Here is a 26415-nt window from a genome sequence, read left to right as displayed (position 1 = left end):
AAAGACATGTAACAACGGTAGAGGAAAATCGAGCCTTGTTTCAAGGCACGACAGGCGCGATAAATCGCTGAAACATAAGGGAAGTGTCGAAGAGTTGAGGTGGATATTTCCTCTGTAACTCAGCGAAAAGTTACCCACCCCCGCAACCAGCCAAACAGTACGGGTTTAACCTGGGGCTAAACCCGTACGACGTCAGGCCCGGACGGCTTCAGGCAGAGGCAAGGCCAGCAGGCGCTCATCCAACAGGCCCAGGCCCTCCTGAAACAGCTGGTGGCTGCGCTCGGTGTCGCCCAGGCCGGCCAGCAGACGGGCCAGCTCGGCGCAGGCCTCAGGGTTGCGCTGCCGGCGCAGGCTGTCTTCGAAGTAGTCGCGCGCCTTGCCCCACAGACGATTCTGCAGGCTCAGACGACCCAGGGTCAGCAACAGGCTGGGATCGTCCGGGTGCTGCTTGAGCCAGCCCTCGGCCGTCTGCAACTGACGCGCCGGGTCGCCGCCTCGCACCAGCCCGTACAGCCGGGCCAGGTGGCTTTCGTATTCGCGCTGCAGGGCCGTACGCAGGACCTTCTCGGCGTCGCTTTCGGCGCCCAGCTGGCGCAGTTGCTCGGCATACGCCAGCACCAGTTGCGGCTCCTGGCGTTGTGCCGAGGTCAGTTGCTGCCAGGCACGTTCAAGGAACTGCTGTGCGGTCTGGTCGTCCTGCTCGCGGCGTGCGGCCAGGCTCAGGTTTTCGCCCCAGGCCCGCCGCTCCAGCTCGGCCAGTTCCGCGGCAGACAACACCTTGTCCTTGCGCAGCTCCGGCAGCAGGCGGATCACCGCGCTCCAGTCGCCACGCTGCTGGTACAGACGCTGCAACTGGCGCAGCACCTGCACGTTGTGCGGGTGGCGCTCGTGCATCGCCTGCAGGGTCACCAACGCTGCCTCGGTGTCACCGCGGTCGACCTGCAACTGCGCGTGGGTCAGGGCGATGGCCAGCTCGGCTTGCGGCTGGCGTTCCAGGGCACGTTCCAGCAGGTTGTCGCTGTCCTCGGTGCGCCCCAGCTCGTTGGCAGCGCGGGCCGCCCCGAGGTAATAGAGCAGCGGCTGGCGTTCGGCCTCGGCAGCGCGATGCAGATGGCGCTGGGCACTGGCCCAGCGGCCCTCGGCCAGGTCCAGTTGCCCCTGCTCGATGGCCAGGCGTGTACGCCGGCTGCGGTTGCGCCGCGACCATGGGTTGACCACCCCGCCCGAGGTGAACACCAGGCCCAGCACGAAGCGCACCATCAGCACCACGAGCACCACGGCCAGCAGCAGGGCCAGGGTCGCCCACAGGCTCGACTCGTAGCGGAAGCTGTCGTAGGCGATCAGCACGTATCCGCTATGCCGGGCCACGGCGATACCCAGCAGGGTCGCGACGACGATCGCCACCACCACCCACAGGTAGGCACGTTTCATGGGGTGCCCTCCTCATGACCTTGTGCCGCCGGCTGGCGCGTGATCGATTCTTCGGCGGGCAGGTGGCGACGCTCGAGGTAGGCCTGGACCGCACCGAGGCTGTCGGCCAGGTCCGGCGTCACTACCGACACCGGCTCGTTCGCCACCGCGTTGAGCTGTTCGAGCATCGACTGGCTCTGCTCGTTGTCGTGGTTGAAGTTGGCCAGCAGCACGCTGCGCGCTTCATCCAGCGCCTGGGCATAGACCTTCGGCTCGCCGTTGAGCGCGGCCCACTGCGCCTGCTCCAGGGCCAGGCTCAGGGCCAGGCGCACCTGGTTCAGGGCCTGGCCGGCCAGCAACGGCTTGACGTTCTTGTCGGCATTGAAATCGATACGGAAGTAGCGCGACAGCTGCGCCCACCACGGTGACCAGCGGCTGGCACCGTCGCCGTCGGCAGCCAGGCCGAACAGCGGTTCGCCGCCTTCTTCGGATTCGGGGGCCATGGCGGTGAGCTGCACTACCTGCTCGCGCAGCGCGGCCAGCTTGAGGAACAGCCCGGTGCGGTCCGGTTGCTTGACGCTGTTCAGGGTGGCCAGGCTGCGTGCCAGCTGTTCGCGGGCAGCGAACGAGGCCGGGTCGCTCTGCTCGCGCAGGATCTGGTCGGCGCCTTCGACCAGTGCCCGAGCGCTGGTGATGTCCTGCAATGCCGACAGGCGCAGGCTGGCCAGGCGCAGCAGGTGCTCGGCCTCGGCCAGGCGCCAGTCCTTGCGGCTGGCACCGAGCACGGTCTCCAGACGCTGGCTCAGACGTTGCTGGTCGCCCTGCAATTGCGCCACCAGGCGCCGGCGCTCTTCGAGCTCGGCGGCCGGTGGCAGGTCGGCCAGGCGTGACGACAGTCGCTGCTCGCCCTGCTGCAAGGCCTGGGCCTGGGCATTCAAGGCCTGCAATTGTTCGCTCTGGAGCTGGTTGGCGCCCTGCAGGTGGCGCACCTGCCAGACACCCCAGCCACCGATTGCGACACCTGCCGCACCCAGTAGCAGGGCGAACAGTGCCAGACCGGTGCCGGCCCGCTTGGCAGGGGCGGCGGGCGTTTGCGCGGGCGCTTCTGGCGCCGGCTGCAGATCATCGTTGGGCAAGGCAGTTTCGCTCACGTATCCATCCTTTGCATTGGGGCACCTCGCCAGACAGCTTAGCGCCTTAGGAGGCGGGCGCAGGGGTTTCCTGCAACGCCGCCAGCAAAGCCGTGGCACTGGCACCACGGCAATCCACTACATTCTGTGCGCCAGCGGCGCGGGCCTGCTCGGCAACACGCGGGCTCGGCACGAACAGCGGCCACGCGGCCAGTCGCGACCAGTCGCTGCCAGCCAGCTGGCGCAGGTGTTCAAGACCCTGCCCACTGCTGACCACCACGCCGTTCAGGCGTTCCGCATCGATGCGGCGCATCAGCGTGCCGACCGGGTACTCGGGCAGGCAGCGGCGGTACAGGGGCAGATAATCGACACTAGCACCCTGCGCGGTCAATCGCTCGGCCAACAGCTCGCGACCGTCTTCGCCGCGCATGATCAGAAAGCGCGGCTGGGGCTGTGCGAAAACTTCCTGCAGCCGGGTCAGTTGCAGCAGGGCTTCGCTGTCATCCCCCTGTGGCGGGAAGTGCACTTCGCAGCCATGGGCCTGCAGGATCGCGGCGGTAGCCGCCCCCACCGTGAACCACGGCAGGGCCGGCGTGCGGGGCCAGTACTGGTCGAGCAGGGCCAGGCCGAGCCGGGCTGCCGGCTTGCTGACCACGATGACCGCAGCATAGTCGGCCAGGCCGAGCACGGTGCTGCGCTGCGCATCGGTCACCGGCAGCGCTTCGATCTCGAGCAGCGGCAGGCTGCTGCCGAACACCCCGGCCTGGGCCAGGGTCGCGGCCAGTGCCACGCAGTCGTCGGCCGGCCGGGTCAGCAGCAGGCGCCAGCCGTTCACGGGTGGCCGGCCTCGCCATACACCGCCTTGAGAATGTCTTCGGCGCCCTGGTTCAGCAGGTCTTCGGCGACGCGTACACCCAGTGCATCCGCGTCTGCGCGCGGTGCACGTGCCTCGGCGCTGAGCAACAGGCCACCGGCCGGCTCGCCCACCAGGCCGCGCAACCACAGCTGCTCGCCCTCGAGCACGGCGTAACAGGCGATCGGTACCTGGCAGCCGCCGTTGAGGTGCTTGTTCATGGCCCGTTCGGCCACCACGCGGTCAGCCGTATCGGCGTGGTGCAGCGGCGCGAGCAAGGCATGGATTTCGGCGTCGGCGGTGCGGCACTCGATGCCTACCGCGCCCTGGCCACCGGCTGGCAGGCTGTCGTCGACGCTGATGCTGGCGGTGATGCGGTCTTCGAAACCGAGGCGGATCAAACCGGCAGCCGCCAGGATGATCGCGTCGTACTCGCCGGCATCGAGCTTGGCCAGGCGGGTGTTGACGTTGCCGCGCAGGAAGCGGATCTCGAGGTCGGGGCGGCGGGTCAGCAACTGCGCCTGGCGACGCAGGCTGGAGGTGCCGACAATGGCGCCTGCCGGCAGTGCATCGAGGCTGGCATAGGTGTTGGAGACAAAGGCATCGCGCGGGTCTTCGCGCTCGCAGATGCAGAACAGGCCCAGGCCTTCGGGGAAGTCCATCGGCACGTCTTTCATCGAGTGCACGGCGATGTCGGCTTCCTGCTCCAGCAGCGCGGTTTCCAGCTCCTTGACGAACAGGCCCTTGCCGCCGATCTTCGACAGCGGCGAGTCGAGCAGCTTGTCGCCGCGGCTGACCATCGGCACCAGGGTCACCACCAGGCCGGGGTGTGCCTGTTCGAGGCGGGCTTTTACATAGTCGGCCTGCCACAGGGCAAGGGCACTTTTGCGCGTGGCAATGCGGATTTCACGAGTGGACATGGATCGATCCGTACGAGATAGATGCGCGGGATGATAACAGCTCAATCCGGGCTGCTAGCAGATCTATGTCAGTGGAGGGGTCGACCGTCCCTGGTCAAGCAGTGCTCCCGCCCCGCCCTAAAGCTGCTGCATCATCTTGCGTACGCCGGCCACATGGCGGCGGCTGACAATCAGGGCATCGCCATTGAGGCCCTTGAGAAAAAGCTGGAAATGCCCCAGCGGTGTGCGCTGCAGGCGTTCGATACGGTCGCGGGCCACCAGCGCGTTGCGGTGGATACGCACGAAGCGCTCGCCGAACTCGTCTTCCAGAGCCTTGAGCGGTTCGTCCAGCAGCACCTCGCCGCCCTCATGACGCAAGGTCACGTACTTGTGATCGGCGATGAAGTAGATCACCTGGTCGATGGGAATCAGCTCGATGCCCTTGCGGGTCCTGGCGCTGATGTGGCTGCGCGGCCCGTTGCCGCTTTCGGCGCCGGGGCGGGTCAGCGCTGCCAGCTGCACGCGGTTCGGGCGCTCGGCCTTGCGCAGCGCGTCGCGCAGGGCATCGGCCTGAACCGGCTTGAGCAGATGGCCCAGGGTGCTGTCCTTGAACGCCTGCACGGTGAATTCGTCATCCCCCGTACAGAACACCACGGCCGGTGGCGCTTCGCGCTCGCACAACCGGGCCGCCACCTGCAGCCCGTCCATGCCGGGCATGCGGATGTCGAGCAGGACCACCTCGGGCTTGAGGCTGTCGATCAATGCCAGGGCCTCTTCGCCATTGGTGGCGCTGGGCTCCAGCACGGTATAGCCCTCCAGCTCGCCGAGCATTCGGCTCAGGCGTTCCCGGGCTTGGGGTTCGTCATCAACGATCAGGACATTCATATAGCGCTGGATTCCTGCGTGAGTCTCGCACAAGGATAGCGTAGACAGGTGAAGTGACGACCGTCACGGCGATCCACGCTCAGACTCGCACGAGGGCTAAAGATTCACTGGGAGGGCGAAACCTGCCAATCCTCTGTCCAACTGTAGACGGTTGCAGGCACGCTGCCGTTCAATCGATAAATATCCTTTTGCATCGCCCCTGTCGTGGCCCCCGGCTGCGACACAAACCCGCAGTTGCGCCGACCGCCGAGCCCCGTGAGCCCCGGCAACCCTGCTATCATCTGCGCCACTTTTTCCGTTCACGCCTTACACGAGTGAATCCATGAGCACCGACAAGACCAACCAGTCCTGGGGCGGCCGTTTCAGCGAGCCGGTCGACGCCTTCGTCGCCCGCTTCACCGCCTCCGTCACCTTCGACCAGCGCCTGTACCGCCACGACATCATGGGTTCGATCGCCCACGCCACCATGCTGGCCAAGGTCGGCGTGCTCACCGATGCCGAGCGCGACAGCATCATCGACGGCCTGACCACCATCCAGGGCGAAATCGAGGCCGGCAACTTCGACTGGCGCATCGACCTCGAAGACGTGCACATGAACATCGAGGCACGCCTGACCGACCGCATCGGCATCACCGGCAAGAAGCTGCACACCGGGCGCAGCCGCAACGACCAGGTGGCCACCGACATCCGCCTGTGGCTGCGCGACGAGATCGACCTGATCCTGGCCGAGATCACCCGCCTGCAAAAAGGCCTGCTGGAGCAGGCCGAGCGCGAAGCCGACACCATCATGCCGGGCTTCACCCACCTGCAGACCGCCCAGCCGGTGACCTTCGGGCATCATCTGCTGGCCTGGTTCGAAATGCTCAGCCGCGACTACGAGCGCCTGGTGGACTGCCGCAAGCGCACCAACCGCATGCCGTTGGGCAGCGCCGCACTGGCCGGTACCACCTACCCGATCGACCGTGAACTGACCTGCTCGCTGCTGGGCTTCGAAGCGGTGGGTGGCAACTCGCTGGACGGCGTGTCCGACCGTGACTTCGCCATCGAATTCTGCGCGGCGGCCAGCATCGCGATGATGCACCTGTCGCGCTTTTCCGAAGAGCTGGTGCTGTGGACCAGCGCGCAGTTCCAGTTCATCGACCTGCCGGACCGCTTCTGCACCGGCAGCTCGATCATGCCGCAGAAAAAGAACCCCGACGTCCCCGAGCTGGTACGCGGCAAGACCGGCCGCGTGTTCGGCGCCCTGACCGGCCTGCTGACCCTGATGAAGGGCCAGCCGCTGGCCTACAACAAGGACAACCAGGAAGACAAGGAACCGCTGTTCGATGCCGCCGATACCCTGCGCGATTCGCTGCGGGCATTTGCCGACATGATCCCGGCGATCAAGCCAAAGCACGCGATCATGCGCGAAGCCGCGCTGCGCGGGTTCTCCACCGCCACCGACCTGGCTGATTACCTGGTACGCCGCGGCCTGCCGTTCCGTGATTGCCACGAGATCGTCGGCCACGCGGTGAAGTACGGCGTGGACACCGGCAAGGACCTGGCCGAGATGAGCCTGGACGAACTGCGCCAGTTCAGCGACCAGATCGAGCAGGACGTGTTTGCCGTGCTGACCCTGGAAGGCTCGGTGAACGCGCGCAACCACATCGGCGGCACCGCACCGGCCCAGGTACGTGCAGCCGTGGCCCGCGGCCAGGCGCTGCTGGCCAGCCGCTGAGGCATTCGCCAGGCCCGTCTGGCGGGCCTGGCTGCGCTGAAGTCAGCGCTTGCCGGTACGCACCATCTCGAGGAAGGCCGGCATCTGGGCTTCCTTGTCTGCGGCGTTTCTCTGCACGTTGGGGTTCTGCTTGAAGTGTTCGAGCAGGGCCTTGGCCTGCGGGAAGTCCGCCAGCACATCCATATCGAACACCTTCTTGCCCACCGCATACGCCAGATCGACGCTGTAGCAGAACAGGATGTCCGCCAGGGTCATCTGCTCGCCCGCCACATAGGGAGCAAAGGCACCGTTGCGCTTGAGGGCGGCAAGACCCGCCAGCAGCTCGGCCTTGGCCTTTTGCTTGATGGCCGGGTCCACCTGGGCACCGAAGAACGCCTCGGGGTAGCAGGCTCGGGCCGGCAGCTCGATGTACAGCTCGATCTCCTTGGCCAGTTCGCGCACCTTGGCCTGGGCGAACACGCCCTCGGGCAGCAGCGCCTTGCCGGGCTGGGTCTGCTCGATATAGTCAAGGATCAGGTTGGTCTCACTGAGAAAGCCGTGCTCGGTCTCCAGCACCGGCACCTTGCCGCAGGGGCTGATCTTCAGTGATGCGGGCCCGGGGCCGCCGAAAAACAGCACCTCTTCGAAGGGCACGCCCTTTTCCAGCAGCGCCAGTTTGACCATGTTGTAGTAGTTGCTGACTGCAAAACCGTGAAGCTTGAGCATGAAACATGCCTCCAGGCCGAAAGGGGTTGGCCTGGCCTTTATAGACGCTACCGCAGGCACTGACCAGCATCATGCAGTTGCTCGATAGCCAGGCATTGGCGTGCACTGCATGGCAAACTGGATGCCCATTCCGAGGAGAGCGCCCATGAGCGAGCCCACCGATATCGACAATGACGAAGAAGCGTTCGCCGAATCGACCCTGATCCAGGCCATCGAGAACCAGATCGAGAACGACAACCCGCCAGCGGCCAAGGCCACGTTCAACAAGCTGACGCTGGTGGGCTATGAGCGCGAGGACATCCTCAACCTGATGGCCCACGTGCTGGCCTGCGAGATCGACGCCATGCTCGAGGACGACCGAGCGTTCGATACGCAGTGGTACGAAACCGCCCTGCGTGCGCTGCCTGAGTTGCCACCCGAAAAGGACTGAAGCAATTACCGGCTGGCGTGGCTACACTGCAACTTCATGTACCCCTGCAAGGGTGCTGCCCTCCACTTCAGGAAAGTCCGGAGTATCTATGTCGTTTACCCCCGAGCTGATTGCCGAACTGGAAATACTCGCGCTGTTCAACCTGGACAGCACGCAGGAAGGACTGAAAGTCCATGCCACCGCAGCACCCCAGGCGATTGCCGCCGCCAAGCGCCTGTTCTCCAAGGAACTGATCACCCAGGAAGACGGCGGCTACCTGACCCCGCTGGGCCGCGATGCGGCGCAGAACGTACAGCAGTTGCTGATCATCCTGAACACGGTCGCCGAGCCGGCTTGAGAGCTTCGCTGAAGCCTTCGCCGGCAAGGCCGGATCCTGCAGATCGATACAGGAGCCGGCCTTGCCGGCGAAGGCCACACCCGGTCAATACGTCAGGCGCTGACAAAATGGCGCCAGAAATCAAATAGATTTCAGCCCCTCGCCCCGTAGCGGCTAAACTCGCCATTGCTCCCGTGATGGCCAGTTAGAGCCCTGCAATGAACCACCCCCACGAAATTCGACCCGACCTCGACGAAGGCATCGATCGCAAGGTGCTCAGCCATTTGCGCAAGCGCTTCCTGGCCATCAACCAGGGTCGACTGGCACGCGCCATGGAAGGGTTGTCGAGCCGCCAGCAGCAGGTGCTCAACCTGCTGGCGCTGTTCTTCCACGTCAATCACCCGCTGCTGCCCGGCTACGTATCGGGCACCACTCCGGCGGGCATCTCGTGCTACGAGCCCGACGACGAGGCGCTGGCCGAGGCCCAGCGCCTGACCCGCTCGTTCACCTACCGCAAGCGCCACGGCCAGCCACCGCGCCCGCTGCTGGGGCTGTACCTGATGGGCAGCCTGGGCACCCTGGCCCAGGCCGATGAAAGCGACATGGACGTGTGGCTGTGCCACGCCCCCGGGCTCAGCGAGGCCGAGCTGAGCGAGCTGCGCAGAAAGTGCGTGTTGCTGGAGGTCTGGGCCGCGTCCCAGGGCGCCGAACTGCACCTGTTCCTGATCGAGCCGGAGCGCTTCGTCACCGGCGAGCGCAATACCGCACTGAGTTCCGACGACTGCGGCACCACCCAGCACTACCTGCTGCTGGACGAGTTCTACCGCACCGCGCTGTGGCTGGCCGGGCGCACGCCGCTGTGGTGGCTGGTGCCGGTCTACGAGGAAGGCAGCTACGCGCATTACACCCAGACCCTGCTGTCCAAGCGCTTCATCCGCGCCGACGAGAACCTGGACCTCGGCCACCTGGCCCACATCCCGCCCGGCGAGTTCGTGGGCGCCGGGTTGTGGCAGCTGTTCAAGGGCATCGAGTCACCCTACAAGTCGCTGCTCAAGCTGCTGCTGACCGAGGTGTATGCCAGCGAACATCCGCACGTGCAGTGCCTGAGCCTGCAGTTCAAGCAGGCGGTGTTCGCCAACCGCCTCGACCTCGACGAGCTGGACCCGTACATGATGGTGTACCGGCGTATCGAGCAGTACCTGCAGCACCGCGGCGAGGCCCAGCGCCTGGAACTGGTGCGACGCAGCCTGTACCTGAAGGTGAACAAGAAGATCAGCCTGCTGGCGCGCCAGCGCAGCGGCGGCTGGCAGCGCGACCTGCTCGAGCGCCTGACCCGCGAGTGGGGCTGGGACGAGCGCCAGCTGATGCTGCTGGACAGCCGCAGCCAGTGGAAGGTGCGCCAGGTGGAAGCCGAACGGCGCATCCTGGTGGCCGAACTCAACCACAGCTACCGTTTTCTCGGCCAGTTCGCACGCAACCCGCAAGCTGCCACGCGCCTCGACCAGCGCGACCTCAACGTGCTGGGCCGACGCCTCTACGCCGCCTTCGAGCGGCGCGCCGGCAAGGTCGAGTTCATCAACCCGGGCATCGCCCCGGACCTGGCCGAAGACACCCTGACCCTGGTCCAGGCACCCAATCGCCAGGAGCCTGGGCAAACCCACTGGAGCCTGTACAGCGGCAACCTGAACGCCCATGAGTGGGAGCAGTTCGTGCCGTTCAAGCGCTGCCGCGAATTGCTCGAACTGCTGGCCTGGGCGCACCGCAACGGGGTGATCGACAGCACCACGCGCCTGGCGCTCAACCCCGGCAGCAGCGACCTGAGCGAGTACGAGCTGTTCAACCTGCTGGGCAGCCTGCAGCAGAGCGTGGCCCTGCCGTTCAAGGACGTCAGCGAGGCGCGCCTGCTGCAACCGAGCGTGGCGGACGAGATCCTGCTGCTGGTCAACGTCGGCATCGACCCGCTGCAGCATCACCGCGACCTCAACATCCTGATGACCACCGAGCGCACCGACTCGCTGAGCTACGCCGGGGTGCGCGAGAACCTGGTGCTGACCCTGGACCAGGTGACCCTCAACAGCTGGAACGAAGTGCTGGTGCAGCGGTATGACGGCGAGCACGCCCTGATGCGCAACCTGCGCGACTACCTCAACAGCCTGGGCAGCAAGGGCCACCTGCCTACGCTGAACGTGCGCTGCTTCTGCCACAACCGCGCCCAGGCCATCGCCCAGCGGGTCGAAGAGGTGTTCGCCACCGCTCAGGCGCTGCTTGCCGAAGGCCTGGGGCATCGCTACCTGATACAGGTGCAGCATCACACCCATGTACTGGAATTGCACCACGGGGCGGTCAACCTGGTCAGCCTGGACAGTCAGGATGCACTGTTGGCATACCTGGGCGAGGAACGTGCCGATTACACCCCGCTGCACCTGGACGCCAACGTGCTGGAAGACCACGACCTGGCGCTGGTGCTGCCCCAGGGCCAGCCGCAGTGCCTGCAGGTGTTCTACCGGGTGCAGGAGAACTGGGCCGACGTCTACGTGCTGGATGAATTCAATGCGCTGTGGCAGCAACGCCTGCCCTACCACGACGACAGCAGCCTGTTGCTGCCGCTGCAGCGCTTTCTGCAATCGGTGGTGTTCCGGCACAACGCACGGCTGCCGCTGGAAGAGCTGCCGGCACAGGGCGCGCTGGACATCCTCTACTATCAGCTGTCGCCCCCCGGTATCGGCCGGGCACGCCAGCTGGAGCCGCGCCAGGCACCGCCCACCACGCTGGGCAGCACCGCCTACGAAGTGCAGGCGATCATCCAGGCAGGCGTCGAAGACGCCCTGCAGGTGACGTTGTACTGCAACCAGAAGGAGTTTTCGGAGCTCGAGTATGGCGACCAGCTGTATGCGGTGGTCGCCCGCGAGATCGTCGGCCAGCGCCGTGACGCCCAGCGCTACCGCTGCTACATCACCGACCTGGACCTGTCCGACCTGCTTGCCGAAGGCCAGGGCTCGAGCATCCTGTACCTGCGCTACAAGCAGGAACTGGAGCGGGTGCTGAACCAGGCGCTGGAAGCGGCCTGATCAGAGGTCGAAGTCGCCTGCGGCTTCGGGCTGGTACTCGACTTCGAGCAGCTTGAGCTTGAGGGTCTTGCCGCCGGGCACCGGCCAGTCGATCTGCTCGCCCACCGACAGGCCGAGCAATGCGCTGCCCATCGGCGCCAGGATCGAGACCGTGCCTTCGGCGCCGGCGTCCTTCGGGTATACCAGGGTCAGGTGGTAGTCCTTGCCGCTGACTTCATCGCGGCAATGCACGCGCGAGTTCATGGTCACGACACCGGCCGGAACCTCCTCGTGGCTCACTACCTGCTCGGCGCGGTCCAGCTCGTCCTGCAGGGCGAGCACACCCGGCGAGTCCTGCGTCTTTTCATCGAGGCCATCGATCAGACGCTCGAGACGCTGTACGTCCAATCGGGTGAGGATAAGGGAAGGCTTGGTGCTCATGATCCAGTCAGACTCCTTGTTCATGGGTAAAAGTGCTGGGCGTTATAAAGCAAAACCCCGCCCAAGGGCGGGGTTTGCATGTTTTTCGGCCAGGCCGATCAACCTCGACACTACCACAGCACAATAAATACACAAGAGGCTCGCCGTCGCAGCCTAGCCGGCCGCCTGGCGTCGTGCCTGTGCCTGGGCGCAGATCTCGCGGCGGCGCTGGTCGTCGGCGCTGCGCCACTGGCGAATGTCCTCGACATGCCGAAAGCAGCCCAGGCACACCTTGGTCTCGTCCAGCCGGCACAGGCTGATGCAGGGCGACGGCACCGCCGGGCTGACATTGCTGTACAGCGGCTTGGCCGGTTTGGCAGCAGTGCTCATCTCAGATCTCGTCGAAGTCGAGCTTTTCGCCGACCCGCTCCCAGACGATGCGCTCGAGCATCTCGCCGAGCAGCTCCTCGGTCTTCTCACAGGTCCATTTGCCGCTGGCTTCGTCATAGTCGAAATGGAAACCACCCGACTTGTCGGCCAGCCACAGCTGGCGCAGCGGCTCCTGGCGGCTGAAGATCAACTGGCTGCCGTTGTCGAACTTGATGGTCAGAACGCCCGCCGAGTTCTCCATGTCCAGGTCCAGGTCGGTTTCATCGAACAGGTCTTCCAGGGCCTGTTGGGTCGCGTCGACCAGGTCGTGAAAACGCGCTTCGCTCAAACTCATTGCAAGAACCTCGAAAATGTCTGCACACACGCAAGCCGGGCAAGATACGAGCGCCGCGCCACGAATGCAAAGGTTAACGCCCGCAGCCGACACCCTGCACGGGCGCCTGTCCGACGGCGCAGCGGCTACATAGGCAAGGCGCCGGGCGCTCGGTATACTCGGGCGCAATACTGCTTAAATTCAAAGGATTTCGCCATGAAGCGCCTGATTTCCTCCCTCGCGGCGCTAGTCGCGATTGCCTGCCTCGTCTCCGCTTGCGGTCAGAAAGGCCCACTGTACCTGCCTGAAGACGGCAAAGACGGCAAAAAGTCGCAATCGCACCAGCACTGATTAAGGGATCCCCATGGACGCTTTCAACTACCGCGACGGCGAGCTGTTCGCGGAAGGCGTGGCGCTGTCGGCGATTGCCGAACGCTTCGGCACGCCTACCTACGTGTACTCGCGGGCGCATATCGAAGCCCAGTACCGTAGCTACGCCGATGCATTGCAGGGTGTTTCGCACCTGGTGTGCTTCGCCGTAAAAGCCAACTCCAACCTCGGCGTGCTGAACGTGCTGGCACGCCTGGGCGCAGGCTTCGACATCGTCTCGGGCGGTGAACTGGAGCGTGTGCTGGCCGCCGGCGGGCGCGCCGACCGTGTGGTGTTCTCCGGCGTGGGCAAGACCCGCGACGACATGCGCCGCGCCCTCGAAGTGGGCGTGCACTGCTTCAACGTCGAGTCCACCGACGAGCTGGAGCGCCTGCAGGTGGTTGCCGCCGAAATGGGCGTACGCGCGCCGATCTCGCTGCGGGTCAACCCGGATGTCGATGCCGGCACCCACCCGTACATTTCCACCGGCCTCAAAGAGAACAAGTTCGGTATCGCCATTGCCGATGCCGAAGAAGTCTACGTGCGCGCCGCGCAGCTGCCGAACCTGGAAATCGTCGGCGTCGACTGCCACATCGGTTCGCAGCTAACAACGCTGGAGCCCTTCCTCGATGCCCTCGACCGCCTGCTGGCGCTGATCGACCGCCTCGGCGAGTGCGGCATCTACCTGCGCCACCTGGACCTGGGCGGCGGCGTGGGCGTGCGCTATCGCGACGAAGTGCCGCCACTGGCCGGCGACTACATCAAGGCCATCCGCGAGCGCGTGGGCGACCGCGACCTGGCGCTGGTATTCGAACCGGGCCGCTACATCGTGGCCAATGCCGGCGTGCTGCTGACCCGCGTCGAGTACCTCAAGCACACCGAGCACAAGGACTTCGCCATCGTCGACGCGGCGATGAACGACCTGATCCGCCCGGCGCTGTACCAGGCCTGGATGGACGTGACCGCCGTGCAGCCGCGTGATGGCGAGCCGCGCAGCTATGACGTGGTCGGCCCGATCTGCGAGACCGGCGACTTCCTGGCCAAGGACCGTGCGCTGAACCTGGCCGAAGGCGACCTGCTGGCCGTGCATTCGGCCGGTGCCTACGGTTTCGTCATGAGTTCGAACTACAACACCCGTGGTCGCTGCGCCGAAGTACTGGTGGATGCCGATCAGGCCTTCGAAGTGCGCCGTCGCGAAACCGTGGCCGAGCTGTTTGCCGGCGAAAGCCTGCTGCCGGAGTGACCCCATGCTGCTGCGTTTTACCAAGATGCACGGCCTGGGCAACGACTTCATGGTCCTCGACCTGGTCAGCCAGCACGCGCACATCCTGCCCAAGCACGCCAAGCAATGGGGTGACCGGCACACCGGCATCGGTTTCGACCAACTGCTGATCGTCGAGGCGCCGAGCAATCCGAACGTGGACTTTCGCTACCGGATCTTCAACGCCGACGGGTCCGAAGTCGAGCAGTGCGGCAACGGTGCGCGCTGCTTCGCGCGCTTCGTGCTGGACAAGCGCCTGACGGCGAAAAAGCGCATCCGCGTCGAGACCAAGAGCGGCATCATCGAACTCGATGTGCGCGGCGACGGGCAGATCAGCGTCGACATGGGCCCACCGCGCCTGGTGCCGTCCGAGATCCCCTTCGACGCCCCCGCCCAGGCCCTGAGCTACCCGCTGGAAGTGGCCGGTCGCACGGTCAACCTGGCTGCCGTGTCGATGGGCAACCCCCATGCGGTGCTGCGCGTCGACGACATCAACAGCGCCCCGGTGCACGACCTCGGCCCGCAGATCGAGAACCACCCGCGCTTCCCGCAGCGGGTCAACGTCGGCTTCCTCCAGGTCATCGACCGCCACCGCGCCCAGTTGCGCGTGTGGGAGCGCGGCGCCGGGGAAACCCAGGCCTGCGGCACCGGTGCCTGCGCCGCGGCGGTGGCTGCCATCAGCCAGGGCTGGATGGATTCGCCGCTGCTGATCGACCTGCCCGGAGGGCGCCTGTCCATCGAGTGGGGCGGCCCGGGCCGGCCTGTAGTGATGACAGGCCCTGCCGTACGCGTGTATGAAGGACAGGTTCGCCTATGAGTGAGTACCAGCCATGACCGACCAGCCCCACACGCCCACCGCAGAGCCCGACGCCTCCGACGCCCAGGGCTCGACGCCCAGCGTCGGGGCCCAGGACGTGGTGGCTTACCTGCGTGCCAACCCGGCGTTCTTCGCCGAGCATGACGACCTGCTGCTGGAGTTGCAGGTCCCTCACCAGCGCGGCGACAGCGTGTCGCTGGTGGAGCGCCAGCTCAAGCTGCTGCGCGACCGCAACATCGAGATGCGCCACCGCCTCTCGCACCTGATGGACGTGGCCCGCGACAACGACCGGCTGTTCGAGAAGACCCGCCGGCTGATCCTCGACCTGCTCGCCGCCGACAGCCTCGAGGCCGTGGTGATGGCCGTCGAGGACAGCCTGCGCCAGGAGTTCAAGGTGCCGTTCGTGAGCCTGATCCTGTTCGGCGATACCGTGGCGCCCGTGGGCCGCTGGGTCAACCCGACCGAAGCACAACAGGCCATCGGCGGCCTGCTGTGCGCGGGCAAGACGGTCAGCGGCACCCTGCGCGACCACGAGCTGGACTTCCTGTTCGGCGAGGCCCAGCGCCCCGAAGTCGGCTCCAGTGCCGTCGCCGCGCTCGACTATCAGGGCCTGCATGGCGTGCTCGCCATCGCCAGCCACGACCCGCAGCACTACAAGAGCAGCGTCGGCACCCTGTTCCTGAGCTACATCGCCGAAGTGCTCGGCCGCGTGCTACCGCGCTTTACCCAGACCCTGCGCCCGGTACGCTGATGGAGCGCCAGCTGGACGCGTTCATCGCGCACCTGCGCAACGAGCGCCAGGTGTCGGAGCATACCCAGCTGGCCTACCGGCGTGACCTGGCCAACGTGCTGGCCTACTGCGAGAAAACCGGCATCGCCAGCTGGAGCGCCCTGCAGATCCAGCACCTGCGCCAGTTCGTGGCGCGCCAGCACCATGCCGGGCAGTCGTCGCGCAGCCTGGCGCGCATGCTTTCGGCGGTGCGCGGCCTGTACCGCTACCTAAACCGCGAAGGCCTGTGCGACCACGACCCGGCCAACGGCCTGGCCGCGCCCAAGGGCGAGCGCCGGCTGCCCAAGACCCTCGATACCGACCGCGCGCTGCAATTGCTCGAAGGCGCTGTGGACGACGACTTTCTCGCCCGCCGCGACCAGGCCATGCTCGAGCTGTTCTATTCCTCGGGCCTGCGCCTGTCGGAGCTGACCAGCCTCGATCTCGATCAGCTCGACCTGCCAGCCGGCCTGGTGCAGGTGCATGGCAAGGGCAGCAAGACCCGCGTGCTGCCGGTAGGCCGCAAAGCCCGAGAGGCACTGGAAAAGTGGCTGGCGCTGCGCGGCATCAGCGCCCCGCAGGACAACGCGGTGTTCGTCAGCCAGCAAGGCCGGCGCCTGGGCCCGCGGGCGATCCAGCTGCGGGTCCAGGCGGCGGGCAGCCGCGAGCTGGGGCAGAACCTGCACCCGCACATGCTGCGCCACTCCTTCGCCAGCCACCTGCTCGAATCGTCCCAGGACCTGCGTGCGGTGCAAGAAATGCTCGGGCATGCCGACATCGCCACCACGCAGATCTACACTCACCTGGACTTCCAGCACCTGGCGAGCGTCTATGACAGCGCCCACCCAAGGGCCAAACGCAGCAAGGACAGTGACTCATGAGCATTCAGCTGATCACCTTCGACCTGGACGACACCCTGTGGGACACCGCCCCGGTCATTGTCAGTGCCGAGGCCGTGCTGCGCGACTGGCTGGCGGCGAATGCACCCGACCTGGGCGCGGTGCCGGTGGAGCACCTGTATGCCATTCGCGAGCGCCTGGTGCAGGCCGAGCCGGGCCTGCGGCATCGCATCAGCGCCTTGCGGCGCAAGGTGCTGTTCCATGCCATGAGCGACGTCGGCTACAGCGAAGCCAGGGCCCACGCCCTGGCCAACGAGGGCTTTGAAGTGTTCCTGCATGCGCGCCACCAGGTGGATATCTTCCCCGAGGTGCAGCCAGTGCTGGAGGTGCTGCGCCATCGCTACACCCTGGGCGTGGTCACCAATGGCAATGCCGACGTGAGGCGCCTGGGGCTGGCCGACTATTTCAGGTTCGCCCTGTGCGCCGAGGACCTGGGCATCGGCAAGCCAGACCCGCAGCCGTTTCTCGAAGCATTGCGCCAGGGCCAGGCCGAGGCCGGCAATGCCGTGCATATCGGCGACCACCCGGGCGACGACATCGCCGGGGCCCAGCAGGCCGGCCTGCGCGCGATATGGTTCAACCCGCAGGGCAAGGCGTGGACAGCCGAGGGGCAGCCGGATGCCGAGATCGAGCGCCTGTCGCAGTTGCCTGAGCTGTTGCTCAGTTGGCGTTAGCCCCGCTGGCCCCATCGCGGGTCAAGCCCGCTCCCACAAGGGTTGCGGTGATCGTTGTAGGAGCGGGCCTGCCCCGCCATAGCGTCAGCAGCGGCAACCCGTAACGCCACCCACAAAAAAGCCCGCAGCGACGGCGGGCTCTTCTGTTCGACGGCACCCTCAGATAGGACGGCTACCGTACTTGTTGTCTGGCTTCTTGGGCGGATCGGCGACCACGTTGGCCTCCACTTCCTGCACCTTGCCGCCACGCGACAGGAACTCTTCCATCGCCTTGGCGAGCGCGTCGCGCTCCTTCTGCTTGGCTTCCATGCTGGGCATTTCGTCGACCGAGACCGCAGCCTTGGACTTGCCCTTGGCTACCGGTGCGGGGCTGTCGTCACCGCTGTCATCGGCAACGTCGTCGGCAGCCGCTTCCAGGCCTTCATCGGTATCGTCTTCGTCGCCCACTTCGAGGTCGTCGTTTTCCAGATCATCGTCGCTCATGTTCTACCTCATGACTTGCGAAAAGCAGATAAGTTATAGACCAACAGCGCCAGGTGCGGCCACTGCCGGAAAAATCCAGGGCCACGGGTAGCCCGCGGCCAGCGGCGCCCGCCCTACCACCTGGCGAGCACCGTGCGGGCCCGTGCAGGGCCCGACAAAAAGAAAGAGCTGCCGGCATTGCTTCACCAGCTGACCCCGCCGTGAGCGGCCTGTTCAATGCCAAGCCTAGCAAAGGGTATCGAAGTGCGCGGACAGGTCATCCGCACCCTACGGCGCGCATTCTAGCGTGATGTGTGAAAAAGCAAAGTGCCTAAATATCCTTGTTCGCTGTAAGTTTTATGCTTGATGGCCATTACAGCGTCAAGCGCCTGCAAATGCCCCCGTGGAAACCGTTTGCGTGCCCTTGGATGGACAAAACCCAGGCAAAAAAATGCCCGGCAAGCCGGGCATGTTTTTTCGAGCATGTTACAGGTTGTAGCCACGCTCGTTGTGCTGCGCGAGGTCGAGGCCGACCGCTTCTTCCTCTTCGTTGACCCGCAGGCCCATCACCAGGTCCAGCACCTTCAGAATCACGTAGGTGACGATGGCGGTGTAGATCACCGTGAAGCCCACGCCCTTGGCCTGCACCCAGACCTGTGCGCCGATATCTTCGACGGTACCGAAGCCGCCCAGTGCAGGGGCCGCGAACACGCCGGTGAGAATCGCGCCGACGATGCCGCCGATGCCATGCACGCCGAAGGCGTCCAGGGAGTCGTCATAGCCCATCTTGCGCTTGAGGCTGGTGGCGCAGAAGAAGCACACCACACCCGATACCAGGCCGATCACCAGTGCGCCCATCGGGCCTACGGTGCCCGCAGCCGGGGTGATCGCCACCAGGCCTGCCACCACACCGGAGGCGATGCCCAGGGCGCTGGGTTTGCCGTGGGTGATCCACTCGGCGAACATCCAGCCCAGCGCAGCGGCGGCCGTGGCGATCTGGGTCACCAGCATGGCCATGCCGGCGGTGCCGTTGGCAGCGGCTGCGGAGCCGGCGTTGAAGCCGAACCAGCCGATCCACAGCATGGCCGCGCCCATCAGGGTGTAGCCCAGGTTGTGCGGGGCCATCGGGGTGGTTGGGAAGCCCTTGCGCTTGCCCAGCACCAGGCACGCCACCAGGCCTGCGATACCCGCATTGATATGCACCACAGTGCCACCGGCAAAGTCCAGTACGCCCCAGTCCCACATCAGGCCGCCGGCACCGGACCAGACCATGTGCGCGATCGGTGCGTAGACCAGGGTGAACCACACGGCCATGAAGATCAGCATGGCCGAGAACTTCATGCGCTCGGCAAAGGCACCGACGATCAGGGCCGGAGTGATGATGGCGAAGGTCATCTGGAAGGTGATGAACACCGCCTCGGGGAACAACGAGGTCAGGCTTGCGGGGGTGACGCCGGCCAGGAAGGCCTTGGAGAACCCGCCGACGAAGGAATTGAAGTTGACCACGCCCTCTTCCATACCCGTGGTATCGAACGCCAGGCTGTAGCCGTAGACCATCCACAGAATGCTGATCAGGCCGGTGATGGCGAAACACTGCATCATCACCGAAAGCACGTTCTTGGAACGCACCATGCCGCCGTAGAACAACGCCAGGCCCGGGATGGTCATGAACAGCACCAGCGCGGTGGCGGTCAACATCCAGGCGGTGTCGCCGGAGTTGAGCACGGGGGCGGCTGCCTCCTCTGCCATGGCCATGCCAGGCATTACGAGGGACAAAAGGGCTCCTAGCCCTGCGAACTGACGCAGAGTCATATTGTTATCTCCTGGGGCGTTGGGGTTTGGGGCGGCGTTACTTAGATCGCGTCGGTATCGGTTTCACCGGTACGGATGCGGATGGCCTGTTCCAGATTGACCACGAAAATCTTGCCGTCACCGATCTTGCCGGTGTTGGCCGCCTTGGTGATCGCCTCGATGACCCGGTCCAGGTCCTTGTCGTCGATGGCGACATCGATCTTCACCTTGGGCAGGAAATCGACTACGTATTCAGCACCGCGATACAGCTCGGTGTGGCCTTTCTGCCGTCCGAAGCCTTTGACTTCCGTGACGGTAATGCCCTGCACGCCGATTTCGGACAGCGACTCGCGCACGTCGTCCAACTTGAATGGCTTGATGATGGCAGTGACTAGCTTCATGAAACTCTCTCCCGAATTGGTGGACTTGCCCCAGGAAAACAAACCCGTCTCAAGTCTAAGCGCAGTGCCTGGCTTTGTAACGCTTCGTCGGCCTCAATCCCAAGGCCCGACACCAGTGCATGAGTCACTTGGCTCTAAGCAGAAACCTTGCCATGTCTGCCAAAGCCACCAATTACACGGGCTTGCGTGCCTTGCTTGGAATTGGCCAGTCGCCAGCAGGGCAAACACGCACAAAAACGGTGCGCTACCGATCGGGGGAATGCGCGAAAAGCGTGCGGGGCGAGCGGGCGTGGGGTGCGTGTTACACTGGCCGCCTCTTTGCATTTACCGGACGGACCAACATGCTCGCGCCCAAAGCCTTTCTCGATGCCCTGAGCGACCAGGCCTCGCGCCTGTTCAGCGGTGACACCGCGCAGCCGCGCAGCGAACTGGAAAGCCAGTTCAAGGCACTGCTGCAAAGTGGTTTCAGCAAGCTGGAACTGGTCAGCCGTGAGGAGTTCGACAGCCAGATGGTAGTGCTGGCCCGCACCCGCGCACGCCTGGAGGCGCTGGAGGCCAAGGTCGAAGAGATGGAAGCGCGGCTGAACCCGGCGGCTGCCGAGTAGAGCGCAGCGCAGCCTTCGTCGGCGGGGCCGGCGCCTGCAGGGTCATGCAGGGGCCTGCCTCACCTTCTCATACCGCACATCCCCCTCCTCCAACTGCGCCACCACCTCCCACCCCCAAGCGGCGATAGAAGCCATTGGCACGCACGCCGTCGCGGCCCGAAGGCTGCACCGGGGCGCCGTGATCTTGACCAGCGCTCCTGGCCCCGTCAACCGCTGCAAAACCTCGACTCACTCTCCCCCGCGCACCCTGCGCGCGCACCACTATCCTTGCCCCAGCCGCAGGACGCGGCATTGTCCCGATCATGGAGTGTGCATGTCCCTCGCCCTTGTCCACAGCCGCGCCCAGGTGGGCGTACTGGCCCCTGCGGTCACCATCGAAGCGCACCTGGCCAGCGGCCTGCCCAACCTGACCCTGGTCGGCCTGCCCGAAGCCACGGTAAAGGAAAGCAAGGACCGTGTGCGCAGCGCCATCCTCAACTCCGGCCTGGAGTTCCCCGCGCGGCGCATCACCCTCAACCTCGCCCCCGCCGACCTGCCCAAGGATGGCGGACGCTTCGACCTGGCCATAGCCCTGGGCATCCTGGCCGCCAACGGGCAGATGCCGATCGCCTCGCTGCACGCAGTGGAATGCCTGGGCGAGCTGGCGCTGTCGGGGGCGGTGCGCTGCGTGCAGGGCGTGCTGCCTGCCGCCCTTGCCGCCCGCGAAGCCGGGCGCGCCCTGGTGGTGCCACGGGAGAATGCCGAGGAGGCCTGCCTGGCTTCGGGCCTGGTGGTGTACGCCGTAGACCACCTGTTGGAACTGGTCGCGCACCTCAACGGCCAGCAGCCCCTCGAACCCTACAAGGCCAACGGCCTGGTCCTGCACAGCCAGCCCTACCCCGACCTCAACGAGGTGCAGGGCCAGCTTGCCGCCAAGCGTGCCCTGCTGGTCGCGGCGGCCGGGGCCCACAACCTGCTGTTCAGCGGGCCACCCGGCACCGGCAAGACTCTGCTCGCCAGCCGCCTGCCCGGCCTGCTGCCACCGCTGAACGAGCGCGAAGCGCTGGAGGTGGCGGCCATCCAGTCGGTCGCCAGCCCGCTGCCGCTCAACAGCTGGCCGCAGCGTCCGTTTCGCCACCCGCATCACTCGGCGTCGGGGGCCGCACTGGTCGGCGGTGGCAGCCGCCCGCAACCCGGCGAGATCACCCTGGCCCACCATGGCGTGCTGTTTCTGGATGAGTTGCCGGAGTTCGAGCGGCGCGTGCTGGAAGTGCTGCGCGAGCCCCTGGAGACTGGTAGGTGGTATTCTCACACTTTTCCAAACGTCACAGGAAGCCCGGAATGCCTACTGCCTACGCTTATATCCGCTACTCATCCAAGGCCCAAGGCGAAGCCGGTAGGGACTCCGTAGACCGTCAAATGGCTTCAATCCAAGCCATTACAAAGCAACAAGGTATTGAGTTGCCGCCTGAGAATATCTACTCGGATACGGGCATATCTGCACACGATGGAAGCAACAAACGAAAAGGAAAACTAAAAGAACTCATTGATATGATTAGCGATATGCATATCAAAGAGGGCGATTATATATTCGTTGAAAGTATCGACCGGCTTAGTCGCCAAAGACTTCTACAAGCAAAAGAATTAGTCAATGGCATCCTTGAAAAAGGCGTCATTTTAATAACCACCATTGATGGTCAACGATATGAAAAACCAAACGAAACAAACCGCATTGATGACTTACAACAAGATATTCTTTTAAGTGTTATCGCAAAGCGAGCATACGAAGAAAGTAAGACGAAATCAGTTCGTAGAAAATCCGCATGGAATAGAGCCAAAAAGTTAGCCGAAGAAGAAAAGGTAATTTTTAACGCTCATAATCCACCTTATGGCATTCGATATAACACAGAACTTAACTGCTTTGAAATCAATGAAGAAGAAGCTCAGGAAATAAGAGATTTCTTTGAGAGCCTGAAATATGTCGGCGTGTCATTGTCAATTAAAAAGCTCAACGCTTACTCAAAACGAAAATGGTCAAGTAGAAATATAAAGCATCTAATAGATACGAAATATGTTCTCGGTGCCTACATGGCTCAACGAAGAGACGAAAATAAAAAGAAAGTATTTGAGCGATATATTGAAAACTATTATCCGCAAATTGTTTCATATGAGCTGTTTAATGAAGCAATAGCAGCAATGAAAAATAGAGCACAAAGAAAAAACTACGGCAACCAAAGTGTTGGCAGCTTGAACATTTTCCGCCACAGCATCAAATGTGATTGTTGTGAGGCATCTATGCTGTTTGAAAAACAAACAAACCCCAAAGGCGTCGTTTATCCGTATTTTCAATGCTATACACGCAAAGAATTAAAAAATGGATGTGACCAACCTCGCTTTCGTTTTGACTTGGCTTTTGGGTTATTTCTTGAACTTATATATCAATCCACAACAGATGAAGACTTCGACGTTCACCCATGGCAGAACGAAGACCCGAACCCTGAACGTCAACATGAATGGATAACTCGTGAAAGCGGGATGATTTATCGTCTCACAACACAAGAAGATATTGATGAAGAGGAACGGGTAGAGAATTTCAGAGAATTATTAATCAAGCTCCTGTCAAACAGAGAGAGCCAAACCAAAGACAACAAGAAAATTGTGGAACTGAACAACCTTTTGCTTGAACAAAAAAGTTATAGAGACAACCTAATGAAATCTTTTGCCGGTTTCACCAGCGGAGTCATCCCAAAAGAATTCTTAGAGGTAGTCAGCAAAACAGAAGCAAACATCAACGATATTGAACAAAACCTTGCAGAACTACAAACACAAATAAACATCAAGAAAACCACTATAAACATTTACTCGGAAAACGACATAATTGGTTTGTATAAAACAGAAGATGGCCGCTTAAAGATAAATCAATTCTTTGTTGCTAACGACATCACTTTCAAATTCAACTTCGACAAAGCCACAAGAACTTTGTTTGCTAAGATTTTCCAGAACGGTTTTGAAATTGACCGCATAGCTAAGCAGTTCAGCCTACATAATCCGCTTAAAGAGTTTGGCATCAACAATCTTAACGAATACTTTAATTGACGCCATCATAATAAAATTAGGCTGCCTAAGTAGGTGGCCTTTTTTATGTCTGCTATACGTTACTATACGCTGCTACACACAGCTAGCACGCCACCTACTCATTCTTGAACACTATACAAACTTGAAAACATTTTAATATATGGTAACTTGATATTAGTAGTTTGAATTCTTTATATGCGAGCAATGTAAATGTATAGCAAATTCACTTCGTTCTTTGCTTACATTTACGCTCGATTTTTCGCACTACGTTTGAAAAATTAAAATCAACAACCATGAGGAATGTATGAGTGATAATAAAAAACCAAGACAGATGAATGTAAGAATATCCGAAAGTGATTACGAAAAGATTGAGCACGAAAGAAAAATGATGCACAAAAGCCAGTCCGGCTTTATCTCCCACATTATCAATAATGGCATCAATTCAATTATTGAAATCACCAATCCTGAGCTTAGACAAGACATTGATAAGATTGAAAGGTTTCTGGGCGGATATGGAAACAACCTAAATCAAATAGCTAAAAGTCTAAATGCTAATGAGGCACCTCCTTTTGATATTCTAAAAAGGCTAACTGAACTCGACCAGAACATAACCATACTTACTAAAAAGTTGGACAAATTAAAAAAGGAGACATTAACCAACGTAGGTAAGTCATGATACGCAAAAAACTCAGCACTCAAAAATCAAAATCAGCCATTTATAAAACGGCCAAGTATTTCAACAAAGAAGATGGGTGCGTATTATTCGAGTCCAACATGCACACGCCTTTGAATGCTTCAAAGAAAGATATTGCGAAAGCAATATCACAATCAATTGAAAGCGATATTACTGACAGCAAGAAAGGTAGAAAGCAATCAGTTAGAACCCAGCACGATGTTGTTAGCTTTCATACGAATGACAATGTTACACCAGAGCAAGCCCGAGATATTGCAAAAGAACTTTATGAAGCCACGCACAAACTTTCAAACAGAAAGTATTCGTTAGGCGTTCACATTGATACAGATGAGGTTCATGTTCATATTGTATGGGCAATAAAAGACTTTGATGGTAAATGCTACAACGTCAGCAACGACTATCGCAATATAGAAAGAAAGTGCGAATATCTAGAAAAGAAACACAACTTGATTGCTCCCAAGAATAGAATATCAAGAGACATTGACACCTTGAACAATAATTCAAAATACAAAGACAAAACAGCGGAGCAAAAGAAAGACTTAATAAACAAAAAATACGCCGACAAAAAACCATCATCAAATGAACGCATGCTTGAAATACGCGGGATTATTTCTAATAAAGAAGAAATGAAGACTGACTTAAAAATTTTACTGCAACAGTCTAGCTCTCCGAGTGACTTCATAAACAAAATCGCAGATAACGGATACAACGTTATCTATAATGGGAAAACTTCCTTTTCCATTCAACATAAAGACCAGATATTCAAAGCATCCGAGCTTGGCCTATCTTACAAAACACTTAAAGCGAAACTAGGTGATGACAGTGGCTTTGAGCAGACTTTGAAAAATAAGCACAACGTTAAGAAATACGAAGATTGTTTTATTGCTTCCAATGAAGCAGAACCCGACTACATGAAAAAGATTAAACCGAACTCAGTGCTTGCCACCAAGTTCAAGTTTATTCAACATAGTGATAAAGTTGAATATTTCTATAATTCAGCCAGCAGCAAGAAATCATTCGAGTATTACAAAGACCCGTCAAAAGTTTCATTCCATGATTTATCAAGACAGTCAGCAAAGGCTGGCATTCAAAGGCTAGTTGCCGACGCCAAACCACCACAATCATTCACAGTGAATGGCCCTGATTTCTTTAAGAAAAATATATGGCTTGAATTTCAGTTAATGGGATTGGAAGCCAAAGGGTTCAAGCTTGAAGGTTACAAACCTACACCAGCAGATTTAGAAGAATTGAACAAAATCCAAGAGCACTACGCTTCTATGAACAAGAAGCCAGAACCAGCACCAGCACCAGCACCAGCACCAGAAGCCCCAAGGATGGCCGTAGAGCCACCTAAGCCAGTTGAGCCTGTCATTGCTCCACCTGTTCAAACCACACCAGCGAAGCCAGCAGAACCAACAAAGCAGGTTGAACAAGAAAAGGTTACGCCAGCCAATGAAGGCTTGATTGATGACTTGCACGATATGTTCGGGCCAGCCATAGCTACCCCTGTCGCACACACGCCTACGGAAGCCATAGAACCATTTAAACCAGTAGGTTCTGCCATAGATGAGCTTTACATGCCGATGGCACCGGAGTCGCTTCCAGAACCTGAAAGCGATAAGGTTGAAGGTGACTATTCAACATATTCTAATGATGAACTCGTGGAAGTATTTGAAGGTATACAGAAAAAGCTTGAAAAAACACTATTTACTGGAAACAGTAAAAGCGACATTGCGGGCCATAGATACATGGACAAACAAAATTTTATCTATGAGAGAAAAGGTGAAATTAAACGCCAATATAATTTAAGACAGGATTTTTATAAGATATTTGATGAAATTAGTGAAAGAGACCCAGCGGCAGCAAAACAGCTTGAACAAGCTTTTAAAGCACAGATGGCAAACAAAAGAGCGGTAACGTTCGACTTAAAACCACAGTTGAAAAAATAGCCCCAACAGGGCTTTTTATTTGTTAATTCTTTCAAATTTCCTTATTGGCACCTTGATTGATACCTCATCTTTAAATCCATCACTATCGTAGGATTTCAAGTATTGCTCAATGCAGTCATTGATGTATCGGGACATAGGGAAATCATTCATTTTGG

At 60.8% G+C, this 26415-nt stretch carries 26 protein-coding genes and 2 pseudogenes; 15 read left to right on the top strand and 13 right to left on the bottom strand.

The window, feature by feature from the left end; all coding sequences use genetic code 11:
• Positions 1–192: 192 nt before the first annotated feature.
• From MF6396_RS14150 to MF6396_RS28220, 6 genes and pseudogenes are all read right to left on the bottom strand, one after another.
• On the bottom strand, positions 193–1431 hold the full coding sequence (locus tag MF6396_RS14150; RefSeq protein ID WP_078480667.1) for a heme biosynthesis HemY N-terminal domain-containing protein: 1239 nt from the start codon (positions 1429–1431) through the stop codon (positions 193–195).
• Positions 1428–2561, bottom strand: a complete 1134-nt coding sequence (locus MF6396_RS14145) for a uroporphyrinogen-III C-methyltransferase (protein ID WP_078480666.1) — start codon at positions 2559–2561, stop codon at positions 1428–1430. Before MF6396_RS14145 ends, MF6396_RS14150 begins: the two co-directional genes overlap by 4 nt.
• Before the next feature lie 46 nt (positions 2562–2607).
• Positions 2608–3375 carry a uroporphyrinogen-III synthase gene (locus MF6396_RS14140; protein WP_078480664.1) on the bottom strand — a complete coding sequence of 256 codons (768 nt, stop codon included), beginning with the start codon at positions 3373–3375 and terminating at the stop codon, positions 2608–2610.
• Positions 3372–4313 (bottom strand): hydroxymethylbilane synthase, encoded by a 942-nt coding sequence (gene hemC / locus MF6396_RS14135; protein ID WP_078480663.1) that lies wholly within the window; start codon positions 4311–4313, stop codon positions 3372–3374. The genes MF6396_RS14140 and hemC overlap by 4 nt, the downstream gene beginning before the upstream one ends.
• 117 nt (positions 4314–4430) lie before the next feature.
• Positions 4431–5177: a LytR/AlgR family response regulator transcription factor gene (locus MF6396_RS14130; RefSeq protein ID WP_043863369.1), complete on the bottom strand. Its 747-nt coding sequence runs from the start codon at positions 5175–5177 to the stop codon at positions 4431–4433.
• Positions 5174–5281, bottom strand: a pseudogene (locus MF6396_RS28220) (sensor histidine kinase); the annotation flags it as partial. The gene MF6396_RS14130 and the pseudogene MF6396_RS28220, both read right to left, overlap by 4 nt.
• Positions 5282–5499: 218 nt before the next feature.
• Between MF6396_RS28220 and argH the strand changes: the two are divergent.
• Positions 5500–6894 carry an argininosuccinate lyase gene (gene argH, locus MF6396_RS14125; protein WP_043863368.1) on the top strand — a complete coding sequence of 465 codons (1395 nt, stop codon included), beginning with the start codon at positions 5500–5502 and terminating at the stop codon, positions 6892–6894.
• Positions 6895–6936: 42 nt separating this feature from the next.
• Here the strand turns inward: argH and MF6396_RS14120 are convergent, their stop codons facing one another.
• Entirely contained in the window at positions 6937–7599 is a 663-nt protein-coding gene (locus tag MF6396_RS14120) for a glutathione S-transferase family protein (protein WP_043863367.1), read from the bottom strand.
• 145 nt (positions 7600–7744) lie between these two features.
• Here MF6396_RS14120 and MF6396_RS14115 point away from each other — a divergent pair, with 145 nt between their 5' ends.
• The 3 genes from MF6396_RS14115 (at position 7745) to MF6396_RS14105 (ending at position 11413) form a co-directional block, all read left to right on the top strand.
• On the top strand, positions 7745–8029 hold the full coding sequence (locus MF6396_RS14115) for a hypothetical protein (RefSeq protein ID WP_043863366.1): 285 nt from the start codon (positions 7745–7747) through the stop codon (positions 8027–8029).
• Between the two features lie 88 nt (positions 8030–8117).
• A complete protein-coding gene (locus MF6396_RS14110; protein WP_043863365.1) occupies positions 8118–8366 on the top strand; it encodes a TIGR02647 family protein in 249 nt (82 codons plus the stop codon).
• Between the two features lie 197 nt (positions 8367–8563).
• Positions 8564–11413, top strand: coding sequence for a class I adenylate cyclase (locus MF6396_RS14105; RefSeq protein ID WP_078480662.1), 2850 nt, complete (start codon positions 8564–8566; stop codon positions 11411–11413).
• Here MF6396_RS14105 and rnk read toward each other — a convergent pair whose 3' ends face one another.
• The 3 genes from rnk to cyaY all read right to left on the bottom strand — a co-directional run bounded on the left by rnk (position 11414) and on the right by cyaY (position 12536).
• On the bottom strand, positions 11414–11833 hold the full coding sequence (rnk, locus tag MF6396_RS14100; RefSeq protein WP_043863363.1) for a nucleoside diphosphate kinase regulator: 420 nt from the start codon (positions 11831–11833) through the stop codon (positions 11414–11416).
• A 153-nt stretch (positions 11834–11986) separates the two neighbouring features.
• Positions 11987–12202, bottom strand: a complete 216-nt coding sequence (locus MF6396_RS14095) for a DUF1289 domain-containing protein (protein WP_078480661.1) — start codon at positions 12200–12202, stop codon at positions 11987–11989.
• Position 12203: 1 nt separating this feature from the next.
• Positions 12204–12536 carry an iron donor protein CyaY gene (gene cyaY / locus MF6396_RS14090; RefSeq protein ID WP_043863361.1) on the bottom strand — a complete coding sequence of 111 codons (333 nt, stop codon included), beginning with the start codon at positions 12534–12536 and terminating at the stop codon, positions 12204–12206.
• A 195-nt stretch (positions 12537–12731) separates the two neighbouring features.
• Here cyaY and lptM point away from each other — a divergent pair, with 195 nt between their 5' ends.
• The 6 genes from lptM to MF6396_RS14060 are packed head-to-tail and all read left to right on the top strand — an operon-like array spanning position 12732 to position 17304.
• On the top strand, positions 12732–12866 hold the full coding sequence (gene lptM / locus MF6396_RS14085; protein WP_043863360.1) for an LPS translocon maturation chaperone LptM: 135 nt from the start codon (positions 12732–12734) through the stop codon (positions 12864–12866).
• Between the two features lie 13 nt (positions 12867–12879).
• A complete protein-coding gene (gene lysA, locus MF6396_RS14080) occupies positions 12880–14127 on the top strand; it encodes a diaminopimelate decarboxylase (protein WP_078480660.1) in 1248 nt (415 codons plus the stop codon).
• Positions 14128–14131: 4 nt separating this feature from the next.
• Positions 14132–14962 carry a diaminopimelate epimerase gene (dapF, locus tag MF6396_RS14075; protein WP_078480658.1) on the top strand — a complete coding sequence of 277 codons (831 nt, stop codon included), beginning with the start codon at positions 14132–14134 and terminating at the stop codon, positions 14960–14962.
• A gap of 13 nt (positions 14963–14975) precedes the next feature.
• Complete coding sequence (locus MF6396_RS14070) at positions 14976–15713, top strand: DUF484 family protein (RefSeq protein WP_078480657.1); 738 nt, start codon at positions 14976–14978, stop codon at positions 15711–15713.
• Positions 15713–16612: a tyrosine recombinase XerC gene (xerC, locus tag MF6396_RS14065; protein ID WP_078480655.1), complete on the top strand. Its 900-nt coding sequence runs from the start codon at positions 15713–15715 to the stop codon at positions 16610–16612. The genes MF6396_RS14070 and xerC overlap by 1 nt, the downstream gene beginning before the upstream one ends.
• A complete protein-coding gene (locus MF6396_RS14060) occupies positions 16609–17304 on the top strand; it encodes an HAD family hydrolase (RefSeq protein ID WP_078480654.1) in 696 nt (231 codons plus the stop codon). Before xerC ends, MF6396_RS14060 begins: the two co-directional genes overlap by 4 nt.
• 159 nt (positions 17305–17463) lie before the next feature.
• Here MF6396_RS14060 and sutA read toward each other — a convergent pair whose 3' ends face one another.
• The 3 genes from sutA to glnK form a co-directional block, all read right to left on the bottom strand.
• Complete coding sequence (sutA, locus tag MF6396_RS14055; protein ID WP_043863351.1) at positions 17464–17787, bottom strand: transcriptional regulator SutA; 324 nt, start codon at positions 17785–17787, stop codon at positions 17464–17466.
• 465 nt (positions 17788–18252) lie between these two features.
• Positions 18253–19578 (bottom strand): ammonium transporter, encoded by a 1326-nt coding sequence (locus MF6396_RS14050; protein WP_043863350.1) that lies wholly within the window; start codon positions 19576–19578, stop codon positions 18253–18255.
• Positions 19579–19619: 41 nt separating this feature from the next.
• Positions 19620–19958: a P-II family nitrogen regulator gene (gene glnK / locus MF6396_RS14045; protein ID WP_002555808.1), complete on the bottom strand. Its 339-nt coding sequence runs from the start codon at positions 19956–19958 to the stop codon at positions 19620–19622.
• A 341-nt stretch (positions 19959–20299) separates the two neighbouring features.
• Between glnK and MF6396_RS14040 the strand changes: the two genes are divergently transcribed.
• From MF6396_RS14040 to MF6396_RS14020, 5 genes and pseudogenes are all read left to right on the top strand, one after another.
• On the top strand, positions 20300–20563 hold the full coding sequence (locus tag MF6396_RS14040; RefSeq protein WP_043863349.1) for an accessory factor UbiK family protein: 264 nt from the start codon (positions 20300–20302) through the stop codon (positions 20561–20563).
• A gap of 313 nt (positions 20564–20876) precedes the next feature.
• A pseudogene (locus tag MF6396_RS14035) lies at positions 20877–21839 on the top strand (YifB family Mg chelatase-like AAA ATPase); the annotation flags it as partial.
• A gap of 44 nt (positions 21840–21883) precedes the next feature.
• Complete coding sequence (locus tag MF6396_RS14030) at positions 21884–23638, top strand: recombinase family protein (RefSeq protein WP_078480651.1); 1755 nt, start codon at positions 21884–21886, stop codon at positions 23636–23638.
• A gap of 283 nt (positions 23639–23921) precedes the next feature.
• Complete coding sequence (locus MF6396_RS14025) at positions 23922–24293, top strand: plasmid mobilization protein (RefSeq protein WP_078480650.1); 372 nt, start codon at positions 23922–23924, stop codon at positions 24291–24293.
• The gene (locus MF6396_RS14020) at positions 24290–26260 is read left to right on the top strand and encodes a relaxase/mobilization nuclease domain-containing protein (RefSeq protein ID WP_078480648.1); all 1971 of its coding nucleotides are present in this window, start codon (positions 24290–24292) and stop codon (positions 26258–26260) included. The genes MF6396_RS14025 and MF6396_RS14020 overlap by 4 nt, the downstream gene beginning before the upstream one ends.
• The last annotated feature ends 155 nt before the right edge of the window (positions 26261–26415 follow it).

The organism is Pseudomonas sp. MF6396 (assembly GCF_002018915.1).
GTDB classification, from domain to species: Bacteria; Pseudomonadota; Gammaproteobacteria; order Pseudomonadales; family Pseudomonadaceae; genus Aquipseudomonas; species Aquipseudomonas palmensis.
The sequence above is the reverse complement of the archived record's forward strand: the minus strand, read 5'-3'. Positions and strand labels throughout refer to the sequence as shown.

What these genes read in the sequence shown, in the direction of transcription:
- dapF (WP_078480658.1), top strand. Translation starts at nt 14,132, where the DNA reads ATGCTGCTGCGTTTTACCAAGATGCACGGCCTGGGCAACGACTTCATG.
- rnk (WP_043863363.1), bottom strand. Translation starts at nt 11,833, where the DNA reads ATGAGCACCAAGCCTTCCCTTATCCTCACCCGATTGGACGTACAGCGT.
- cyaY (WP_043863361.1), bottom strand. Translation starts at nt 12,536, where the DNA reads ATGAGTTTGAGCGAAGCGCGTTTTCACGACCTGGTCGACGCGACCCAA.
- MF6396_RS14020 (WP_078480648.1), top strand. Translation starts at nt 24,290, where the DNA reads ATGATACGCAAAAAACTCAGCACTCAAAAATCAAAATCAGCCATTTAT.
- MF6396_RS14150 (WP_078480667.1), bottom strand. Translation starts at nt 1,431, where the DNA reads ATGAAACGTGCCTACCTGTGGGTGGTGGTGGCGATCGTCGTCGCGACC.
- hemC (WP_078480663.1), bottom strand. Translation starts at nt 4,313, where the DNA reads ATGTCCACTCGTGAAATCCGCATTGCCACGCGCAAAAGTGCCCTTGCC.
- xerC (WP_078480655.1), top strand. Translation starts at nt 15,713, where the DNA reads ATGGAGCGCCAGCTGGACGCGTTCATCGCGCACCTGCGCAACGAGCGC.
- MF6396_RS14110 (WP_043863365.1), top strand. Translation starts at nt 8,118, where the DNA reads ATGTCGTTTACCCCCGAGCTGATTGCCGAACTGGAAATACTCGCGCTG.
- lysA (WP_078480660.1), top strand. Translation starts at nt 12,880, where the DNA reads ATGGACGCTTTCAACTACCGCGACGGCGAGCTGTTCGCGGAAGGCGTG.
- glnK (WP_002555808.1), bottom strand. Translation starts at nt 19,958, where the DNA reads ATGAAGCTAGTCACTGCCATCATCAAGCCATTCAAGTTGGACGACGTG.
- MF6396_RS14060 (WP_078480654.1), top strand. Translation starts at nt 16,609, where the DNA reads ATGAGCATTCAGCTGATCACCTTCGACCTGGACGACACCCTGTGGGAC.
- sutA (WP_043863351.1), bottom strand. Translation starts at nt 17,787, where the DNA reads ATGAGCGACGATGATCTGGAAAACGACGACCTCGAAGTGGGCGACGAA.
- MF6396_RS14070 (WP_078480657.1), top strand. Translation starts at nt 14,976, where the DNA reads ATGACCGACCAGCCCCACACGCCCACCGCAGAGCCCGACGCCTCCGAC.
- MF6396_RS14095 (WP_078480661.1), bottom strand. Translation starts at nt 12,202, where the DNA reads ATGAGCACTGCTGCCAAACCGGCCAAGCCGCTGTACAGCAATGTCAGC.
- MF6396_RS14105 (WP_078480662.1), top strand. Translation starts at nt 8,564, where the DNA reads ATGAACCACCCCCACGAAATTCGACCCGACCTCGACGAAGGCATCGAT.
- lptM (WP_043863360.1), top strand. Translation starts at nt 12,732, where the DNA reads ATGAAGCGCCTGATTTCCTCCCTCGCGGCGCTAGTCGCGATTGCCTGC.
- MF6396_RS14115 (WP_043863366.1), top strand. Translation starts at nt 7,745, where the DNA reads ATGAGCGAGCCCACCGATATCGACAATGACGAAGAAGCGTTCGCCGAA.
- MF6396_RS14120 (WP_043863367.1), bottom strand. Translation starts at nt 7,599, where the DNA reads ATGCTCAAGCTTCACGGTTTTGCAGTCAGCAACTACTACAACATGGTC.
- MF6396_RS14040 (WP_043863349.1), top strand. Translation starts at nt 20,300, where the DNA reads ATGCTCGCGCCCAAAGCCTTTCTCGATGCCCTGAGCGACCAGGCCTCG.
- MF6396_RS14030 (WP_078480651.1), top strand. Translation starts at nt 21,884, where the DNA reads ATGCCTACTGCCTACGCTTATATCCGCTACTCATCCAAGGCCCAAGGC.
- MF6396_RS14050 (WP_043863350.1), bottom strand. Translation starts at nt 19,578, where the DNA reads ATGACTCTGCGTCAGTTCGCAGGGCTAGGAGCCCTTTTGTCCCTCGTA.
- MF6396_RS14025 (WP_078480650.1), top strand. Translation starts at nt 23,922, where the DNA reads ATGAGTGATAATAAAAAACCAAGACAGATGAATGTAAGAATATCCGAA.
- argH (WP_043863368.1), top strand. Translation starts at nt 5,500, where the DNA reads ATGAGCACCGACAAGACCAACCAGTCCTGGGGCGGCCGTTTCAGCGAG.
- MF6396_RS14130 (WP_043863369.1), bottom strand. Translation starts at nt 5,177, where the DNA reads ATGAATGTCCTGATCGTTGATGACGAACCCCAAGCCCGGGAACGCCTG.